The sequence below is a fragment of the Vibrio sp. 99K-1 genome, from assembly GCF_013114585.1.
In the GTDB taxonomy this organism is placed as follows: Bacteria; Pseudomonadota; Gammaproteobacteria; order Enterobacterales; family Vibrionaceae; genus Vibrio; species Vibrio chagasii_B.
Window position 1 is genome coordinate 16,782 of the sequence record NZ_VTXF01000020.1, and the last position, 22,618, is coordinate 39,399.

At 46.0% G+C, this 22,618-nt stretch carries 4 protein-coding genes; 3 read left to right on the forward strand and 1 reads right to left on the reverse strand.

Going from position 1 to position 22,618, the window contains the following annotated elements; all coding sequences use genetic code 11:
- Positions 1–33: 33 nt before the first annotated feature.
- Positions 34–738 carry a methyltransferase domain-containing protein gene (locus tag F0228_RS16540; protein WP_061032728.1) on the reverse strand — a complete coding sequence of 235 codons (705 nt, stop codon included), beginning with the start codon at positions 736–738 and terminating at the stop codon, positions 34–36.
- A gap of 424 nt (positions 739–1,162) precedes the next feature.
- Between F0228_RS16540 and speA the strand changes: the two genes are divergently transcribed.
- The 3 genes from speA to F0228_RS16555 all read left to right on the forward strand — a co-directional run bounded on the left by speA (position 1,163) and on the right by F0228_RS16555 (position 22,577).
- On the forward strand, positions 1,163–3,070 hold the full coding sequence (speA, locus tag F0228_RS16545) for an arginine decarboxylase (RefSeq protein ID WP_105057850.1): 1,908 nt from the start codon (positions 1,163–1,165) through the stop codon (positions 3,068–3,070).
- Positions 3,070–3,999, forward strand: a complete 930-nt coding sequence (gene speB / locus F0228_RS16550) for an agmatinase (protein WP_061032727.1) — start codon at positions 3,070–3,072, stop codon at positions 3,997–3,999. The genes speA and speB overlap by 1 nt, the downstream gene beginning before the upstream one ends.
- A 659-nt stretch (positions 4,000–4,658) precedes the next feature.
- Positions 4,659–22,577, forward strand: a complete 17,919-nt coding sequence (locus F0228_RS16555; RefSeq protein WP_171762488.1) for a retention module-containing protein — start codon at positions 4,659–4,661, stop codon at positions 22,575–22,577.
- The last annotated feature ends 41 nt before the right edge of the window (positions 22,578–22,618 follow it).

Here is a 22,618-nt window from a genome sequence, read left to right on the forward strand (position 1 = left end):
GGCAATCAAAGGCACACGCGATTTGATTGCGGGTTAGGCTGAGACTTTCTCGCAACGCATAAAGATGAAGTTAACGTTTTTCGATAGACGCTCGTACGTTTCTTCTGAGATGGCTTTGGCCTTCTCGTCGATTGTGCCTTCGGTGATTTGTGAAATCAGCAAGCCAGATTGACTGACAGCTTGGCAAAGCTCGGTTAATGAACGGCGGTAGAAGCTTACCTGAACGGGGGTTCCAACCGTGTTCCACTCTTCTCGAATGAATTCGCGCTCAAAGTAGTTACCTGAAAGGGTGCACTCAAAATCCGCAAAAGGGTGGTGAGTGGAAAACACGATGTAGCCTCCCGGTTTCAAAACGCGATACACGTCATCAAAGACAGGCTTTAGATCTTCAATGTAATGCAGTACCAATGGGCACACGATGACATCAGCGCTGTTATCAGCTTCCTTAGGTAAACCAAGAGCAGCATCTTGCGCGTATGCGGTCACATTGGGGATTTGTTTTCCGTTCACTAGGTCAACCATATCTTGAGACAGGTCGGTACACGTGACTTTGTTGGCACCTTGGTCGATAAACCACTGTGCGTATATACCTGAGCCGCAACCAAGGTCGACAATATCGAGCCCTTTAACATCGTCTAGTAAGGCTATGGTTGATGGGCGTTCTAATAGGGCATTATAAATATTATCGCGAGCAGCAGAGTCGTATTGCTTTGCGTAGGTGGTGTACATTTCGGACATGATTTAACACTCATCAATAGGTATGGAAGAACAGGATACTGACTATCTTAGTGATAGCGAGAGTTGTGATATTGAAGTGCCGATATTTGTCACAAACCTGACTTAACATCACCAAAATAGCCAAGAATTTTAGGTGTGAATGCTATTTTATTCACCTGATTTTTTATGAGAAAGTGCTTTATATTTAATGCGCTTCAGCCTGCTTTTTGCCCTAAAACCTTGTAATTCCTTACCTGTCACTTTTAGTCGATATGTCGATAAAAAAACGTAATCGTAACCACAAATATCAATGGTTGGACTCGCTCTTCATAATATCGGTTAATGCAGCCAACAAATCGTTTTTGAGCGTTTTTTGTTGGGTTATACCTCGCTATTCCAAAGAGGTATCTTCTGTCGATGGCCCTATAGTGTGAGGTCTCTAGAATTGGAAAATTCGGTTAATTTGGAACGCATCCGTGCTGAGTATAATGTAAAGCACTGGAGCCAAGGTTTTTATGGAATTGATGACAACGGTGAAGTGTATGTTTCACCAAGCGAAACGGATCATCAAGTCCCACTAAGTAAGATCGTAAAACAGTTAGAGCAAAGAAATATTGGTTTACCTGCTCTTGTGCGTTTTCCTCAAATAGTGCATCAGCGTGTGCACAATATCTGTAACGCATTTAACCAAGCGATTGAAGAATATCAGTACGACAACCGCTACCTACTGGTTTATCCGATTAAAGTTAACCAGCAAAAAGAAGTGGTTGATGAGATCTTAGCGAGCCAAGCTCAATTAGAGCAAAAGCAGCTAGGTCTAGAGGCGGGCAGCAAACCTGAACTATTAGCGGTATTGGCGCTGGCTCAAAAAGCGAGTTCTGTGATCGTGTGTAACGGTTACAAAGACAGAGAATACATCCGTCTTGCTCTGATTGGCGAAAAGCTAGGGCACAAAGTATTTATCGTTCTAGAGAAGTTGTCAGAGCTTGATCTTGTTCTTTCTGAAGCGAAAGCACTTGGCGTAAAACCTCGTTTGGGTTTACGTATTCGTCTTGCTTCTCAAGGTGCAGGTAAATGGCAAGCAAGTGGTGGTGAGAAGTCGAAATTCGGTTTGTCTGCATCACAAGTATTGACCGTTATTGAACGCTTGAAAGCAGAAGACCAACTGGACGTTCTTGAACTTGTGCACTTCCACCTAGGTTCACAAATGGCAAACATTCGTGACGTGCGAAATGGCGTGAGTGAAGCGGCTCGTTTCTACTGTGAACTGCGTGATATTGGCGCTCAACTGAAGTTCTTAGATGTTGGTGGTGGCTTGGCAGTCGATTACGACGGCACACGTAGCCAATCTTCAAACTCAATGAATTACGGCTTGCTTGAGTACGCTCGTAACATCGTGATGACAGTAGGGGATATTTGTAAACTCTACAATCAGCCACAACCTGTGATTATTTCGGAGTCTGGTCGCTCACTGACTGCGCACCATGCTGTGTTGATCACCAACGTGATTGGTACTGAAAGCTACTCACCGGAAGACATGGCAGCGCCAGAAGCAGACGCACCGCTGTTGCTTAACAACATGTGGAAGAACTTCTTAGAACTCGATGCTGGTAACGACGACCGTGCGTTGATAGAGATCTACAACGATACGCAGAGTGATATTGCAGAAGCGCACAACCAATTTGCGACCGGTATGCTGAACCTTCAGCACCGTGCTTGGGCTGAGCAGATGTCTTTGCGTATCAACTACGAGCTTAGCACTCGTATGAGTACTAAGAACCGTTACCACCGTCCAATTTTGGATGAGTTGAGTGAGCGTTTAGCAGACAAGTTCTTCGTGAACTTCTCACTATTCCAGTCATTGCCAGACGCTTGGGGTATTGATCAGGTATTCCCTGTATTGCCATTGAGCGGTTTAGACAATGCGGATGAGCGTCGCGCTGTTGTATTGGACATCACTTGTGACTCTGACGGTACGATTGACCAGTATGTTGATGGTCAAGGCATTGAAACAACATTGCCAGTGCCAGCGTGGAATCCAGATGAACCATACCTAATGGGCTTCTTCCTAGTTGGGGCGTACCAAGAGATCTTGGGAGATATGCATAACCTATTTGGAGATACGCACAGTGTAGTGGTCAACGTTGACGAAAGCGGTGAAGCGAACATCGATTACATCAACGAAGGCGACACAGTAGAAGACATGATGCGTTACGTTCACATTGATATGGACCTAATTCGTCAGAACTACAAAGAATTGGTAACGGCGAAAGTACCAGCGCAAGAGCAGCAAAGCGTACTTGAAGAGTTAGAGCAAGGCTTGATGGGTTACACCTATCTTGAGGATTTTTAATGAACGATCTATTTACGAAACCAGATTACTCGCTGTACTCCAATGCGATGACATTTATGCGTCGTCCTTTGGTGCAAAACCCAATCGATAATGATGCTGATGTGGTTGTATTAGGTGCGCCGCTAGATATGGCGACATCTGGTCGTCCGGGCGCTCGCATGGGCCCTGATGCGATTCGTCGTGCATCGGTAAACTTGGCGTGGGAAGGTAAGAAATTCCCGTGGGACTTCAATGTATTTGAACATACCTCGGTGATTGACGCTGGCGACCTTGTGTTTGATTGCGGTGACGCAGAAGACCTAACTCAGCGTTTGGAAGCTGCAGCTGATGCGATTTTAAGCAGTGGAAAAACATTGCTTGGTTTAGGTGGTGATCACTTCATTACATTGCCCTTGCTAAGAGCATACGGCAAGAAGTACGGTGAGATGGCGTTGATCCACTTCGATGCACATACAGACACCTACAATCAAGGCAGCCGTTACGACCATGGCACCATGTTCTACCATGCACCAAACGAAGGCCTTATCTCGCCAGAACATTCGGTGCAGATCGGCATTCGTACCGAGTACAAACAAGAAGGTCATGGCTTCAACGTAATTAACGCGATGCAAGCTAACGACATGAGCGTAGACGAGATCATTGCTCAAGTGAAAGGTATTGTTGGTGACAAGCCAGTGTATCTGACGTTTGATATCGACTGTCTGGATCCTGCATTTGCGCCGGGTACTGGCACGCCAGTGTGTGGTGGTTTGAACTCAGATAAAGTTCTGAAAATCATCCGCGGTTTGCAGGGCATCAACATGGTTGGTATGGACGTTGTAGAGGTTTCTCCAGCGTATGACCAAAGCGAAATTACAGCGTTAGCTGGTGCGACGATTGCGCTTGAGCTGCTTTATGTTTGGACTGCAAATCGCCTCGCTAAATCATAATGTTTCATCGGTAACAGCATAACGCTATATACTGGTTCTAAAGCCCACTAAGGTTCAACTTAGTGGGCTTTTTTTGTTTTCTAACCATCCAACTGACTGAGCTATCACAAAGCCCCATAACGCTTATGGGAAAAGTTGGTTAATCTGCTGCCAAATATCTCTTATGCAACTTATTTTATTGGTTTTTTGTGGTTTCTATAAATCAATAGCCTGCTTACTGTCTCAAAGATGGGAATTGTTGCTGTTTAGTTGTTGATGCATAGCTCACTTCAATTAATGCCTTATTTTCGCTAATGATTTGTTAACTTTATTGCGGTATAAATTTATGAAATTCAGAGGTGCGTATTGTTGTGAGTTTATTTGCATATAAATCAGTACCCTATTAACTTTTAACTAGTGTTCTGGAAACCCTTAGAAAATAGACTTCTTTGTAAGAAGGCGTCTACTAGCACAGACATGGCATTTTTTATGGGGAAGACTAGGCTTAAAGGTAAGTAAACTATAAAAAAACAGGTGAAATTTATTCTCTTTTCTGCCACTTCTACTAATCATCTGAAGGTGATTAGTAGAAGTGAGAGATAAGTTAATCAAACCTGAGATTGCTATTACAAATAATGTTCACCGCTCTTTAAGAAGCGATTTGTGACATCGGGGGATATATGGATATCGAAGTTTCGCGTCAGACTGTAGTTGTTGAAGCTACTAGCGGAAATGTGGTTGTAGTTAAGCCTGACGGCAGTGCCAGAAAAGTTTCGGTTGGCGATATCATCCGTGAAAACGAGATTGTTATTACTGCACATGATGCAGAACTTTTCTTAGGCGTACCTAATGGCGTTGTTGAGGTTGGTGAGAATTGTGTCGGTTGTGTCGACCCCGAGTTGGCATGGGCAGATGCGCCAATCGCCGGAGAAGTGAATATTGACTTGGCACAAGCTGACGATGAATTATTTAACGATGACGACCTTGCGGCGATTCAAGATGCCATTTTAGCCGGTGCCGATCCAACTCAAATCCTAGAAGCAACGGCTGCTGGTGGCGGTCAGGGTTCTGCAAACGCAGGCTTTGTTACTATAGATTACACCTACATAGAAACTCATCCTTCGACTTTCTTTGAAACTTCTGGTCTAGAAGATCAATCTGTTGATGAAGACAGAGAAGAGCTCAGATCGATCACGCTCTCATCGGGTGGTCAATCCATCGCTGAAACACTGACAGAAGGTTCCATTTCAGGCAATACTTACCCTCAATCGGTGACGGTTACTGATACCGTTGTTGCGGGTAGCTTAGCGCTTGACCCAGATTCTTTTGCTCCAGAAACACTTTCTCTCGCTTCGCTCCTTAGTGAACTTAATAGCGACATTACCTCTAGTGGCCAACCGGTAACTTTTACGTTTGATTCAGCCTCCAATTCGATTATTGGTGTTCAAGGTACAGATGAAGTACTGCGCATCGATATTGATGCCGTGAGTGTTGGAAATGACGTTGAATTATCGCTGACCACAACTGTTTCCCAACCGATAGATCATGTTCCGTCGATTGGTGGCGGTCAGGTTTCCTTTACGGGCGACCAAATCAACATCGCCTTTGACATACAGGGCCAAGATACCGCAGGTAATCAGCTTGTCACACCTATCAATGCGCAAGTGACCGTCTTTGACGGGGTAGATCCGTCTGCTGAAAGTGTGAATATCAGTAACGTTGAAACAAGCAGTGCTGCAATTGAAGGCACGTTTTCAAATATTGGTAGTGATAACCTTCAATCAGCAGTCTTCGATGCAAGTGCATTAGAACAGTTTGATGGCGTACTCAGTGACAATCAGGCGACCGTTGCATCTTTGTCTGCTGATGGAAGTACCATCACACTGTCAATCCAAGGTAGTAGCGATGTTATTTTAACCGTTAGCTTAGATACTGACGGCACCTATCGATTTGAGCAATTGAGACCAATAGAGCAAGTTGGTACTGATTCGTTGTCTTTCTCTTTGCCAATCACGGTTACCGATTTTGACCAAGATATCGTAACCAATACCATCAACCTCGCTATTTCTGATGGTGATAAACCAGTCATTACCAATGTCGACAGTATTGATGTTGATGAAGCTGGTATTGTTGGTGGGTCTCAAGAGGGAACCGCGCCCGTAGCGGGTAGCGGAAGCATCACTGCCGATATTTTTGAAAGCGACATCATCGATCATTACGAGCTTGAACCTACGGAGTTTAATACTGGTGGTTCTTTAACGTCTAATGGCGAAGCCGTATTGCTTGAGCTTATTGATGAAACTAACGGTGTAAGAACTTACGAAGGCTATGTTGAAGTCAATGGCTCTAGAATTACGGTCTTTGACGTTAAAGTTGATAGTCCGTCATTGGGGAACTATGAATTCACTCTGTACGAAGAGCTTTCTCACCAAGGCGCTGAAGACGCGTTGTTGACCTTTGCTCTGCCTATTTATGCCGTTGACGCGGATGGAGACCGTTCAGCACTATCTGGCGGTTCGAGTACACCAGAAGCCGCTGAGATTCTCGTCAATGTCACAGATGATGTTGTTGAGCTCGTTGATAAGGTTGAGTCAGTTACTGAGCCAACTTTAGCGGGCGATACTATTGTTTCGTATAACCTGTTTAATTTCGAAGGTGCGGATGGTTCGACAATTCAATCATTCAACTACGATGGTGTTGATTATTCACTAGATCAAAGCTTACTGCCTTATGCTCCTCAAACCTTCAGTTTCACTGAGGGCGTGGTCACTATCTCGCTTAACGGTGATTTCAGTTTTGAGGTTGCTCGTGATATCGATCATTCAAGTAGCGAAACTATCATCAAACAGTTTTCATTCTTAGCCGAAGACGGTGATGGCGACACTGATACATCAACGCTTGAGTTAAGTATTACCGATGGTCAAAATCCGGCAATCAATCTGATTCCACCTGTTACTTTATCTGAAACCAATCTTGCTGATGGCTCTTCACCAAGTGGAAGTGCAGTAAGCGCAACCAACACGATCACCTTTACTTCTGGTAGTGATGATGTGGCGAATTTCCGCATTGAGCCAACCGAGTTCAATGTCGGCGGTGCACTGACGTCCCAAGGGCTTGCAGTCGAGATAAAAGAAGATTCTTCTAATCCGGGTACTTATATCGGTTTTATTACTAACGGCTCTGGCTCTGAAATCCCAGTGTTCACCATTAGCTTCTCGTCCACCACGCTTGGCGAATACACCTTTACTTTACTTGAAGCGCTAGACCATGTGGATGGCCTAGCGAACAATGATCTGAGCTTTGATCTTCCAGTATATGCGGTAGACAGCGATGGTGATGATTCTGTTGTGTCTCAACTGAATGTGACTATCGGTGATGATGTTCAAATCATGCAAGATGGCACCTTAGATATCGTCGAGCCTAATCTTGCTGACGGTACGGTGACCACCAACACCATTGATGTGATGCCAAACCAAAGTGCCGATGGCGCGACGATTACTCAGTTCACCTATGACGGTCAACTTCGAACGCTTGACCAAAATGACACGGGGGAGCAGCAATTCAGCTTCACAGAGGGTGAGTTGTACATCACGCTTCAAGGTGACATGCGCTTTGAACCAAACCGTAATCTAGACCACTCCGCTAGCGAAGACATTGTTAAGTCCATAGTCGTGACGTCGAATGACTTTGATAACGACCCGGTGACATCAACCGTTACTTTGACTATTACTGATGGTGATAACCCGACTATCGATGCGGTACCGAGTGTTGCTCTTGAAGAAGCGGATCTGGCTGATGGCTCATCACCAAGCGGCAGTGCGGTTAGCCAAACAGAAACTATCACTTTTACCAACCAAAGTGATGATGTTGAAAAATTCCGTTTGGAGCCGACTGAGTTTAATACTGGTGGTACTCTGAAGTCTGATGGCTTGGTGATTGAGATCCGAGAAGAGCCTGCGGGTTCTGGTAACTACATCGGCTTCACCACAGACACTTCAAATGTCGAGACTACTGTCTTCACACTTGCATTTAGCAGCACGACTTTAGGTGAGTACACCTTTACGCTTATAGAAGCGATTGATCACACACCAATTCAAGGTAATAACGGCCTAACGTTTAACTTGCCAGTGTACGCGGTTGATAGCGACGGCGATGATTCTCTAATGTCGCCACTTGCTGTGACGATCACCGATGATATCCAAGTCATGGTAGATGGCGCGTTTACGATTGAAGAGCCGACTGTCGCTGATTTAGCAGCGGGTACGCCGACAACCACGACTGTGAATGTTCTTGATGAAGAAGGGGCAGACGGCACGACTATCACCCAAATCAATTATGACAACGGCACCGTGTTTACGCTTGACCAGAGCAATACGGGAGAGCAGAAGTTTGTGGTTGCTGAAGGTTCGCTTTATGTCACGCTGCAAGGTGATGTGCGCTTTGAACCAAATCGTAACCTCGACCATACAAGTGGAGACATTGTTAAGTCGATAGTCGTGACTTCAAGCGACTCAGATAGTGATGTTGTTACTTCTACGGTGACGTTGACTATTACTGATGGTGACATTCCAACGATCGACAATGTACCGAGCGTTACTTTATCTGAAACTAATTTGAGTGATGGTTCTACGCCAAGCGGTGCCGCGGTAAGTCAAACTGAGACTATTACCTTTACCAATCAAAGTGATGATGTGGCGAGCTTCCGTATTGAACCGACAGAATTCAATGTTGGTGGGTCGCTCAAATCAAATGGGCTGGTGGTTGAGCTAAAAGCAGACCCAAGCAAACCAGGTGGTTACATCGGCTTTGTGACTGATGGTTCGAACGTCGAAACCAACGTGTTCACGATCAGTTTCTCTAGTACTACCCTCGGCCAATACACTTTCACGTTATTGGAAGCGTTAGACCATGTGGATGGTTTAGCGAACAACGATCTTAGCTTTAACCTTCCTGTTTATGCGGTAGACACCGATGGCGACGATTCATTGGTGTCACAGTTGAATGTGACCATCGGTGATGATGTTCAAATCATGCAAGACGGAGCTCTAAATATTGTCGAGCCAACGGTTGCTGATTTGGCTGCGGGTACACCTTCGACAACTACCGTTAATGTATTTGATCAAGAAGGGGCAGACGGCGCGACCATCACACAATTTACTTATGATGGCGGGGCTGTATTAACGCTTGACCAGAACAATACTGGCGAGCAGAAGTTCGTTGTTGCTGAAGGTTCACTGTATATCACTATCCAAGGTGAGCTTCGCTTCGAGCCGAACCGTAATCTCGACCATACTGGCGGAGATATCGTTAAACAGATCGAGGTCACCTCAAGTGACTTCGATAAAGATACAGTGACCTCGACAGTCACCCTGACGATTACCGATGGTGATATCCCGACCATTGATACGGTGCCAAGTGTTACTCTGTCTGAAACCAACCTTGCTGATGGCTCAGCGCCAAGTAGCGGTGCTGTAGGTCAAACTGAGACGATTACTTTTACTAATCAAAGTGATGATGTGACCCGTTTCCGTATTGAACCTACCGAGTTCAATGTTGGTGGGGCACTGAAATCGAATGGTTTTGCGGTCGAGATAAAAGAAGATTCAGCGAATCCGGGCACTTATATCGGTTTCATTACCGATGGTTCAAACACTGAAATTCCAGTGTTCACGATTAGCTTTTCGACCTCGAACCTTGGTGAATACACCTTTACTCTATTGGAAGCGTTAGACCATGCAGATGGCCTAGCGAACAATGATCTGAGCTTTGATCTTCCGGTTTATGCGGTAGACAGCGATGGCGATGACTCTTTGGTGTCTCAACTGAATGTAACCATCGGCGATGATGTTCAAATCATGCAAGACGGTACGTTAGATATTGTTGAGCCAAATCTGGCTGATGGTACGGTAACAACCAATACCATTGATGTAATGCCAAACCAAAGTGCCGATGGTGCGACAGTTACTGAGTTTTCTTTTGGTGGCATCGTTAAAACGTTGGATCAGAGTATCGTAGGCGAGCAGAAATTCAGTTTCACAGAAGGTGAGTTGTACATCACCCTTCAAGGTGAGATGCGCTTTGAACCCAATCGTAACTTAGACCATTCCGCGAGCGAGGACATTGTTAAGTCGATAGTCGTGACATCCAATGACTTTGATAATGATCCGGTGACCGCGACTGTTACGTTGACCATAACCGATGGCGATAACCCGACTATCGATGCGGTGCCGAGTGTTGCTCTTGAAGAAGCGGATCTGGCTGATGGCTCATCACCAAGCGGCAGTGCGGTTAGCCAAACAGAAACCATCACTTTCACTAATCAAAGTGATGATGTGGAGAAATTCCGTTTAGAGCCGAGTGAGTTTAATACCGGCGGTACGCTGAAATCTGATGGCTTGGTTATTGAGATTCGAGAAGAGCCAGCGGGTTCAGGTAACTACATTGGCTTCACCACAGACATTTCAAATGTAGAAACTACAGTCTTCACTCTTGCATTTAGCAGCACGACTTTAGGTGAATACACCTTCACGCTTATCGAAGCGATTGACCATACACCAATTCAAGGTAATAACGACCTAACGTTTAACTTGCCAGTGTACGCGGTCGATAGCGATGGCGATGATTCTCTCATGTCGCCACTTGCTGTGACGATTACCGATGATATCCAAGTCATGGTAGATGGCGCGTTTACGATTGAAGAGCCGACTGTAGCTGATTTAGCCGCGGGTACGCCGACAACCACGACTGTGAATGTTCTTGATCAAGAAGGGGCAGACGGCACGACAATCACCCAAATCAATTACGACAACGGCACAGTGTTTACGCTTGACCAGAGCATTACGGGAGAGCAGAAGTTTGTGGTTGCTGAAGGCTCGCTCTATATCACGCTGCAAGGCGATGTTCGCTTTGAACCGAACCGCGATCTTAATCACTCGGGCGGGGATATCGTTAAGTCGATAGTGGTCAGTTCAAGTGATTCTGATAGTGATGTGGTGACTTCGACAGTAACGCTAACCATTACCGATGGCGATCTGCCAATCATCAACGTCATCCCTGGTGTGAGTCTTTCTGAAGTCGATCTGGCTGATGGCTCTGCGCCAACGGGCAATCCAGTATCGATGACTCAAGTGATTACCTATACCGAGGGTAGTGATGATGTTAGTCATTTCAGAATTGACCCTGCTCAGTTCAATACTTCGGGGGCTTTGAAGTCGAATGGATTAGAGGTTGAGATTAAAGAGCAGCCAGCGAACTCTGGTAACTACATTGGCTTTGTAAAAGACGGTGCTAACGTAGAAACCAACGTCTTCACGATCAGTTTCTCAACCACCAATTTAGGTCAATACACGTTTACACTGCTTGAAGCGTTAGACCATGTGGATGGCTTACAGAACAACACGTTAAACTTCGATGTACCTGTTTTAGCAGTGGATACCGATGGTGATGAGTCTGCGATGTCACCAATGACAGTGACCATTACCGATGATGTACAAGGTGTACAAGACGGGTCATTGAATATTGTTGAGCCGTCACTGGCTGATCTAGTGGCAGGTACTCCAACTACGCCAACCATCGATGTAATGCCGACTCAAAGTGCTGATGGCGCAAAGGTCACCCAATTTATTTACGATGGTGGTACTGCTGTCACCTTGGATCCGAATGTATCGACAGAGCAGGTGTTTACTGTAACCGATGGTTTACTGTACATCACGATTGAAGGCGAAGTTCGTTTTGAGCCAAATCGAAACCTAGATCATTCAGCGGGTGATATTGTTAGAACGATTGTTGTAACGACCAGCGACTTTGATAACGATACTGATACCGCGGATGTCACATTGACGATCCAAGACGGGATTGATCCGGTCATCGATGTTGTTCCTAGCGTGAACTTATCGGAAGTGAACCTAGCAGATGGCTCAACGCCGAGTGGTTCTGCGGTGAGTTCAACACAAACCATTACCTACACTGTGGGCAGTGATGACTTAAGCCACTTCAGAATCGCGACCAACGAATTCAACCCAGGTGATGTGCTGAAATCAAACGGTCTTGTTGTTCAGCTAAAAGAAGATCCTGCTTCACCTGGCGACTACATCGGGTTTACTGATGATGGGGCTGGTAACGTAACTAATGTATTCACCATTGATTTTGATAGTGTTAACAAAGGTCAGTTCACCTTCACGCTGATTGAGGCACTCGACCACCTTGATGGTGCACTTAATAACAACCTTAACTTCAACTTACCTGTTTATGCGGTTGATACTGATGGTGATGACTCAGTTAAGCGTGATGTTGTTGTCACCATTCAAGATGACCTTCAACAGATGCAAGATGGCACGTTAACCATCACAGAGCCAAATACTGGCACACCAACTACCTCGACGGTTGATGTTTTACCTACGCAAAGTGCTGATGGGGCGACCATTACACAGTTCACTTATGACGGTGGGTCTGCGATTACCTTAAATCAAAACATCAGCGGTGAGCAGGAATTTGTTTTCACTGAAGGTTCGCTGTTTGTCACTTTGGATGGCGATGTAAGGTTTGAACCAAATCGTAATCTTGACCACTCAGCGGGCGACATTGTTAAGCTGATTGAGTTTACTTCATCTGATTTTGATAAGGATATTTCCTCTTCAACGGTCACACTCACTATCGTTGATGGTGATGGACCAACGTTAAATGTCGTGCCGAGTGTTAGCTTGTCTGAAAGCTTACTGGCTGATGGTTCAACACCGAGTGGCAGCCCAGTCAGCGTGACTCAAACCATTACTTCACTCGCGAGCAGTGATGACATCGAGAAGATTGTCGTCGAAGTAGGGCTGTTTAATACCAGTGGTGTATTGAAGTCTGATGGTCTTGAATTGAGCTTGCGTGAAGAGCCTGCTGGTTCAGGTGATTACATAGCATTCACAACGGATGGCTCGGGCGCTGAGAAAGTTATCTTCACCTTAGAATTTGATAACACTAACCCGAGTGAGTACACGTTTACTTTGTTAGAGCGTTTGGATCATGTCGACGGATTAGGAAACAACGACCTCAGCTTTGACTTGTCGGTATATGCACAAGACACTGATGGCGATATTTCAGCGTCTAAACCGCTTTCTGTGACCATCAGTGATGATGTTCAATTGATGCAATCTGGTGCTGTTAGCATCACAGAGCCAAGTACGGGTACGCCAACTACAACGACATTTGATGTGATGCCTGCGCAAAGTGCTGATGGCGCCACCATAACCAAATTTACTTATGGTAGTCAGCCTGAAGAATCTCTAGTGCAAACCAATACTGGTGAGCAAGAGTTCGTATTTACAGAAGGTTCGTTGTTTATCACGCTTGAAGGCGATGTGCGCTTTGAGCCTAATCGAAATCTGAATCATTCTGGTGGTGACATCGTTAAGACGATTACCGTGACATCAGAAGATAAAGACGGCGATATTGTTACTTCGACAGTGACACTGACGATTTCAGATGGTGCTCCACCGGTAATTGATACGGTTCCAACGGTTGCATTGGAAGAAGCGAATCTCGTGGATGGCTCATCTCCGAGCTTACCTGTGAGCCAAACTGAAACCATTACTTTCACAGCAGGAAGTGATGATGTGAGTCATTTCCGTATTGATACCACTCAGTTCAACACGTCTGGTGAATTGAAATCGGATGGCTTAGTGGTTCAGCTTAAAGAAGAACCAGCCAACAGCGGAACCTATATTGGCTTCGTTGAAAGTGGAGGTGTTCAAACGGATATCTTTACCATCACTTTTAGTAGTGTGGTGCTAGGCGAATACACCTTCACTTTGTTGGAAGAGCTCGATCATCTGCCTGTACAAGGCAACAACGATCAAATCTTCACTTTACCAGTGATCGCAGTCGACCAAGACAATACCGATTCTGTGATGAAACCTCTGACCGTTACTATCACCGATGATGTGCCTGTCATTACCGATACGACAGCGACTAGCACATTTATGGTTGATGAGGATGATCTTGGATCCGTGGTTTCTCAAGCAACAGGTGCATTTGTTACCACAGAAGGTGCTGACCAAGTTGAGGTTTACGAACTGCGTAATATCTCTGCTCTTGAAGCGACATTGACCTCTGGAACTGAAGCGATTTCTATTACAGAAGTCACTGGAGCTGCGAACACAACGACCTATCAAGGTACGACGACAAGCGGAACTCCTATCTTCACGCTCGCACTAGCGAATGATGGCTCTTATACGTTTACGTTGCTAGGTCCTCTGAACCATCCAACAAGCCCAAATTCCAATACCTTGACGATTCCATTTGATGTGGTGGCTGTTGATGGCGATGGTGACGATTCTAATCAGTATGTATTGCCAATCGAAGTACTCGATGACGTGCCCGTAATGAGTGCGCCAACGGGTGAGACGGTGGTTGATGAAGATGATCTTGCTGGGATTGGCTCGGATCAATCTGAAGACACCATTATCAATGGTCTATTTACAGTCGACGAAGGTGCAGATGGCGTTGTTAAGTATGAACTGGTCGATGAAAACTTAGTTATCGCAGGCTTAACCTCTGATGGCGAAAGCCTGGAGTGGCTGCCTGTTTCACAAAATGGCACAACCTTCACTTATGTTGCTCAGACGGTAACCAGCAATCAACCTGTGTTTGAAATCATTTTCGATACCTCAAACAACAGTTATCAATTTGAGCTGTTTAAACCGCTTAAGCACCCTGATGGCGCGAATGAAAACACCATCGAGCTTGATTTTTCCGTCGTGGCCGAAGATTTTGACCAAGACAAATCGAACGCGATCGATCTGACTATTACGGTAACCGATGATGTGCCATTGGTGACTACTCAATCGATCACTCGAATTGAAGGCCAAGGTTATGGTAATTCCAAAGTTAACATGTTTGCGAATGCGACAGATGTGGGCGCAGATGATGCAGCGCTGACTCGCATAGAGGGTATTACCAGCAATGGCGCAGACATCGTGTTCCGAACAGGAAACAATGGGCCATACAGTAGCAGCTTTGATTTAAACAGTGGTGTCCAGCAAGTACGAGTGTATGAACAAACCGATGATGGTAGTGGCGGTATAGATACTCGTGAGCTTGGTAGATTACGTATTAATTCAAATGGTGAAGTGGAGTTTAGAGCCACTAATTATCTCGATCATGATGGAGACACCATCGACTTCTCGATCAATGTGATTGCGACAGACGGTGATTTAGATACGTCATCAACGCCTTTGAATATCACGATCACCGATGAAGAGTCTTCAGCAGTATCGCTCAAGGTGACTACGTTTGAGGATGCGGGTAGAGATTCGACAATCCCTTACGCAACGGGCGATGCTCCAAGCCTAGAGAATATTCAAGATAATCAAAGCGGTTTGCCTGATGCCCCTGCACAAATTGCGCTGCAGGTTAACCTGAAGGACCAAGATAACAGCGAGTCTATCGGCCAACTGACGATTCAAAGTGGTAATCACAGAGGGACGTTCTATTACTTTGACGGCGTGGAGTATCACAAGTTAGTCGCAGAACCAAACGGTGATATCTTGTTTGGTCCACCTCAAATGCAGCAGAGCTTTGCTCCAAGCACGAACCAACCATTAGACATCATCGCGACAATCGATAATTTGTTCTTTGTTCCAGACCAAAACTACGGTTCGAATGACAATGGTGTGCGAATCAACTACGAACTTGAGATTGATAATAATGGTTCGCTAGACCACACCGTAACCTCAAACTTTAGAATTGAAATTGAAGCGGTAGCCGACATCGCCACTTGGGATGATGTGAATAGCACGTATCAATATCAAGTGAATGAAGATGAAGACAATGTGACGCTGCAGCTGAACGCAGAGTCACAAGATAACAGCCGTACCGAGACCATTACCTATGAGCTTGAAGCGATTCAGGGTGATGGGAAGTTTGAGCTGTTGGATCAAAATGGCAATGTGTTAACGCCGGTCAATGGTGTCTACACGATTGCTGCCGCAGATATCAATAGCACCGTGGTTAATCCAATCGACAACTTCTCTGGACAAATTGAGTTCAAAGCAACCGCAATTACTGAGGAGACGCTCAACCCATACGATGATTCGGCTAACGGCGGGGCAAATGATAAGACAACGGCTCGCTCTGTAGAGCAAAACATTATCATTGATGTGACAGCCGATGCGGACCCTGGCTCGTTCAGCGTTAATCGAATTCGTATTAATGAAGACAATATTGCTGATCCAGACTACCTAGGTCCTCTGGCCAACAAAGATGCCTTCACGTTGGATGAAGTGATCACCATGAATGGCTCGGTGGACGCTGATGGCTCCGAAGAGCTGTTTGTTCGCATCAGCAATATTACCGAAGGAGCGGTGCTTTATTTCCTAGGAACCACTACTCCGGTTCCTACAATCACCATTAATGGTGTCGATTATCAGGAAGTGGCGTATTCCGACTTAGCCAATGTAGAGATCGTTCCGGCTAAACACAGCAATGTCGACTTTACGTTTGAGGTTACTGGTGTTGTCAAAGATACCGCGAACCTTTCTTCTGGGCCTCAGGTCGATGAAGAAATATTAGGAACTAAAACGGTAAACGTTGAAGTGAAAGGTGTTGCTGATACTCCTTATGGCGGTACAAACGGTACGGCTTGGACAGCAATCACCGATGGCACAACATCTGGCGTTCAAACCACAATTCAAGAGAGCCAAAATGGCGATAGCTTTGCTGAGCTCGATTTCACTGTATTGTCGGGCGAGAGAAGACCAGATAGCGGTACAACACCATTACCGGACGATGGTTCAGAGTCGATAACGGTTATTCTTTCAGGCATCCCAGACGGCGTTATTCTGGAAGATGGCGATGGTACAGTGATTGACTTGAACTTTGTTGGTTATGAAACGGGACCGGGCGGTAGCCCTGATCTATCTAAACCTATCTACGAAGCGAACATCACTGAAGCGGGGAAAACTTCAGGTATCCGTATTAGACCTGTTGATTCGTCAACGGAGAATATTCATATCCAAGGTAAAGTGATCGTGACAGAGAATGATGGCCATACGCTCTCTTTTGATCAGGAAATTCGCATATTAGTTGAGCCTAGGATTGATACATCTGCAACCTACAATACTGTGACTCGTGGGGACGAAGATACGGCGATCAACATTGATTGGCACCCAGAGGGCACTGATTACATTGACGATGATGAGCACTTCACTTCAATCGTCATCAGTGGCATTCCAAGTGGTGTTGCCAGTGTGGTTGTAAACGGTGATGTGATTTGGAACTACGATGCCGTGGCCGGAACGCTAACCATCACACCTAAGGCTGGGCAGACTCCAGAAGCGTTCACTCAGATAGCACTGAACAATAATTTTATTCAGATAACACCGGAACAAGACTCGAGCACCGATTTTACGCTTAATACGGTTGTCATGATTGAAGAACGCGATCATGAATATGTTGACGCAACTGACCCAGGTCAGGGTATTGCAACAGCGACAATCACGGGCTCAATTGATGTTCGTGTGCGACCTGTGGTTGAGCCTGAAGATGCGAGTAACAAACTGGTGGTCGATGAGGTCGCGGGTCTTACGGACTTGAGTACAGTGGTCGCGAATGCTCTAACTGGTGTTCTTAAATTCACAACCAACAGTGATAACACATCGGTTACGGATGAGTTCGTTATTCGATACCAAGAAACTGATGCTTCGTCTGCTATCGAAGAGGTTGACCAGCTAGTGATTCAACTGACTAATGTGGACGACTCGGCGTTATCAGATGCTGTCCTCAATCAGTTAGTTGTGATGGGTGCTGCTTATGAAGGCAATGGTCGTTGGGTGGTAACCAATGAAGACCTGTTTAGTATTAGTGCACCAAGCGGCCTTGCGTTTCCGCCAGTTTCTGGTGTTCCAGGCGTTTTCAATGACATCAAGATGACCATCTATAGTACCGTGATTGATCGAGGTGATGGCGCTGAAACTGAGTCATCAGCTGCGGTTCAGAGGGAAGGCGAAGTGAACTTGTCATTCCCAGAAGTGCTTGTTGGCGGGAACGAGGTGGCTGCAGATATTACGATGACACCAGATAGCGTTGTCGATGCTGTAGAGGATACACAGTTAGACTTGGGAACGGCACTAAATAGTCTGATCACATTTTCCGGTGAAGACGCTTCAACAGACCAAGTAACTATCATTATTGATGACTCTGTGACCATTCCCCCAGGAATAACTTTCCCAATCAGTTTAGGAGGAGGCAGTGATGTTGACTTCGTAAACGGGAAGTATGTATTTGAAACAACGGTCGATCAGGGTGTTCCAACGGATTTCTCTGGCCTGCTACTTAATCTGCCTGCTGACTATTCTGGCGACTTTAGGTTACCAATCACAATAGTCACCAAAGATACACTGTCTGGTGATGAGAAAACCTTGGTGACCGATGTCGTGATTAAAGTCGCTCCTGACGTTGAAGGTAACCCGGACATTGATGTAACGGTTGTTGGTTCGCTCGATGACTCGTTTAATCCTGTTGATACTGATGGTCAACCGGGACAAGATCCGGTGGGTTACGAAGATACTTACATTCAGCTTGATTTCAGCACGACCATTACTGACCAAGTCAGTGGGGTTGAGGGTGGTGACGAAAAATTCACATCTATTACGCTGACTTTGGATGACACAAGCGTCGGTGCGTTTTACACAAGCGCGGGTGTATCGCTTGGCACGTCCGTGACCTTCAATGAAGCGGAAATTAATGCCGGCGCTCTGGACAATGTATTGTTCCGTCCTGCTCTCAACTACCCAACGGGGAATGATATTAACCAAGTACAGGTGAATATCAGCGGAACAATAACCGATACCGCTACTTACAATGACGCCTCGTCTCCCGTTGGAACGGCAACCGATACTGATACGTTCAACACCAGTGTTAGCTTTGAAGTTGTCCCTGTGGTTGATGATGTGCTTGTAACAGGGCCGGGTAGTGATCCTGATGTCATTGAGATCACGGGCAATGAAGATCAAGCTATTTCTCTATCGGGAACGGGGCCTGTTTCTATTGCGCTCACTGACCTAGACGGCTCAGAGCAGTTCGTTTCGATTAAATTCACTGGTGTGCCTGATGGTTTCTTAATGAGTGCAGATCCGAGCTCCGCTTATACAGTGAAGAACAATGGTGGTGGTGAGTGGAGTGTTCAGCTTCCTCAAGCATCAGGGTTGTCATTTGATTTGAGTGAGATTTCGATCCTACCGCCTAAAAACTTCAGTGGTACGGCGGAATTTGGCGTTGCTGTCTTTACTCAAGAATCCTTGTTAGGCGTGCCAACTGCAGCATCGAATTTGCCAAGCTTTAAGCTGCATGTGGTGCCAGTGGGTGATGATGTTGATACCAACCCAACCGATTCTGTTACTGGCAATGAAGGCCAAAACATTGATATCGAAATCAATGCGACTATTTTGGATAAAGAGCTATCTGCAACAGGCAGCGGCACCTATACCGAAAATGCGCCAGAGACACTTCGTGTTGAGGTGGCTGGTGTGCCTCAAGATGCCTCTATCTACTACCCAGACGGTACGACGTTGGCTAGCTACGATCCTGTCACACAGATTTGGACACTGGATGTTTCGGCTCAGTCACTCGATAAGATCGTATTCAATTCTGGTCAACACAACAGCGATACAGGTAATGCGTTGGGTATTACTGGTCCATTACAAATCACGGTTCGCTCTGTGGACACAGATGCAGACAACACCGAATACCTGGGTACACCAACCAGCTTCGATGTTGATTTAGTGATTGACCCTATCAACGATCAACCAACGTTCGTCAACGTTACCAATATTGAAACGCAAGAAGACTCAACTGGTGTGGCGATTAATAACTTTAGTATCTACGACGTAGACGCAAGTTTTGATAACCCAGATGCACCGTATACGCTGACGTTGGAGATTGACCAAACACTGCCAGGAGCACAGGGTGTCTTTGAGTTTACAAGTTCTCCAGATGTGACGTTTGTACTGCAACCTGACGGTTCACTGGTCATCACCGGTAAAGAAGCTGACATCAATACGGCATTGACCAATGGTGCGGTGACCTTTAAGCCGGATCCAGACCAGAACTACCTCAACCAGAGTGGGTTGGTGACAATCAACGCAACACTCGATGACGGCGGTAACAATGGTCTTATTGACCCAGCGGATCCGAATACTGCACAGACTAACCAGACGACTTTCACGATTAAGGTGACGGAAGTAAACGACGCGCCTATCGCGACAGACGTTGATTTAGGCTCGATTGCTGAAGATGGTCAGATAGTCATTGTTGAAGGTGATTTGATTGCAGCAAGTTCTGACCCTGAAAACCACAACCTCACGGTAACAGGTGTCACCCTGACTCAGGGACAAGGTCAGTTAACGCGCTTTGAAAATGCTGGTGGCGCTGACAACGCAGCGATTACCGGTCCATTCTGGCTATTTGTCGCCGACAACGATTTTAACGGCGATGTTAAATTCAATTACTCCATTATCGATGATGGCACAACCAATGGCGTGGATGATTTCCAAACCGACAGTGCTGAAATTAGCCTCGTCGTAACGGAAGTGAATGATGCACCTGTCGCAGCGGATATCGACCTAGGCACCATCCTTGAAGAAGGTCAGTTGATCATCAAGGAAGAGGATTTGATTGCAGCGACGACAGACCCAGAAAATGACACGATTACCGTGACGAATCTGGTGCTCGATCAAGGTCAAGGCACACTGCAACGCTTTGAAAATGTAGGTGGCGTGGATGATGCGACGATTACAGGTCCATACTGGGTATTTACCGCTGCGGATGAATATAACGGCGACGTGAAATTCACTTATACCGTAGAGGATGATGGTACCACCAATGGCGCCAATGACTTCTTAACCGACAGTGCTGAGATCAGTGCTGTCGTGACGGAAGTGAATGATCAACCAGATGCTACGGATATCGACTTGGGCACCATCCTCGAAGAAGGTCAATTGATCATCAAGGAAGAGGATTTGATTGCAGCGACGACCGATCCGGAAAATGACACGATTACCGTGACTAATCTGGTGCTCGATCAAGGCCAAGGCACACTGCAACGCTTTGAAAACGTCGGTGGGGCAGATGATGCTACGATTACTGGCCCTTACTGGGTATTTACCGCAGCAGATGAATACAACGGTGATGTTAAGTTTACTTATACCGTAGAGGATGACGGGACAACGAATGGCGTTAATGATTTCCTAACCGATACCGCTGAAATCACTGCCGTGGTGCAAGGAGTGAACGATACTCCTGTTGTTAATGGTGACAGTGTCACTACGTTGATTGATGAAGACGCAGGACAACTGCTTAGTGGTATTAATGTCAGTGACCCTGATTATGTCGATAGTTTTGCTAATGACTTGATGACAGTAACGCTGACCGTTGATTACGGAACACTTTCCGTATCATTACCTGCTGGTACTAGTGTGACCGTTAATGGTGACAATAGTGGTTCGGTGACGTTAGTAGGGACGCTGAGCGATCTGAATGCCTTGATTGACACACCGACCAGCCCGAATGGGGTTTACCTTGATGCAAGCTTGGCTCCAACCAACAACATCGGCTTAGAGGTCACCGCCAAAGACAGCGGTAATCCTTCTGGTATCGCTATTGAAACGGCACCGGTTGTTTATAACATCGCGGTGACACCAGTGGCGAATGCGCCAACCTTGTTGATTGACCCGGCATTCAACTACGTGAGAAACATTACAACGAGCTCATCAGTGGTCGCTAATAGTGGAGTCGCTTTAGTCGGAATTGTCGCTGCATTGACGGATATTACTGAAGAGTTGACGCTGAAGATCAGTGATGTTCCGGACGGTGTTGACGTAACCAGTGATGCGGGTGCAGTTTCGCTAGTAGGTGACACTTGGATAGCGACGGCTGATGCGATTGATAGTCTCAGACTCGTCGAGCAACCATCCGTTGGTAAGCCGTTAACTCCTGGTAACTACACATTGAAGGTTGAGGCGGTATCTGAGGAAACGGACAATAACGATATTGCGATATCTCAAAACATTGATCTCAACCTCAATATTGTCGCGAACCCAAGAGACCTCGATCTGTCTTCTGAAACAGAGGATGTGCAACTTTTAGCGAGTAGCTTTGATACCAACCTTACTGGTGGATCTGGCAATGATCGTCTTGAGGGCGGTTCAGGAGATGATACGCTTGTTGGTGGCGATGGAAACGACACCCTGATCGGTGGTGGAGGCTCAGACATCCTGACCGGTGGTGATGGTATGGATTCATTTGTCTGGCTGAACATTGAGGATGGTGTCGAAGATACGATCACTGACTTCAATTTAGCCGAAGGTGACCAGATTGACTTGCGTGAAGTATTACCTGAACTGAAAGACGCGAATGTGAATATGACCACATTGTTGCAGCATGTTGATGCCAAGTTAGAAGGGAATGATGTTGAGTTAACCATCAATCCTGATGGCCTAGGTACCACAGAGCAAGTGATAGTGGTTGAAGACCTCGCACCTCAGTTGACGTTAAGCGGTACTATGCCTTCAGATATTCTGGACGCGCTTGTGCAGCAAAATGTGATAACTCACGGTTAAAGCGAAACATTAAACCATAACGAAATAGGCCAGCAATGCTG

Bases quoted from the DNA above. Each gene is read 5' to 3' on its own strand.
- F0228_RS16540 (WP_061032728.1), bottom strand. From the start codon at position 738: ATGTCCGAAATGTACACCACCTACGCAAAGCAATACGACTCTGCTGCT.
- speB (WP_061032727.1), top strand. From the start codon at position 3,070: ATGAACGATCTATTTACGAAACCAGATTACTCGCTGTACTCCAATGCG.
- F0228_RS16555 (WP_171762488.1), top strand. From the start codon at position 4,659: ATGGATATCGAAGTTTCGCGTCAGACTGTAGTTGTTGAAGCTACTAGC.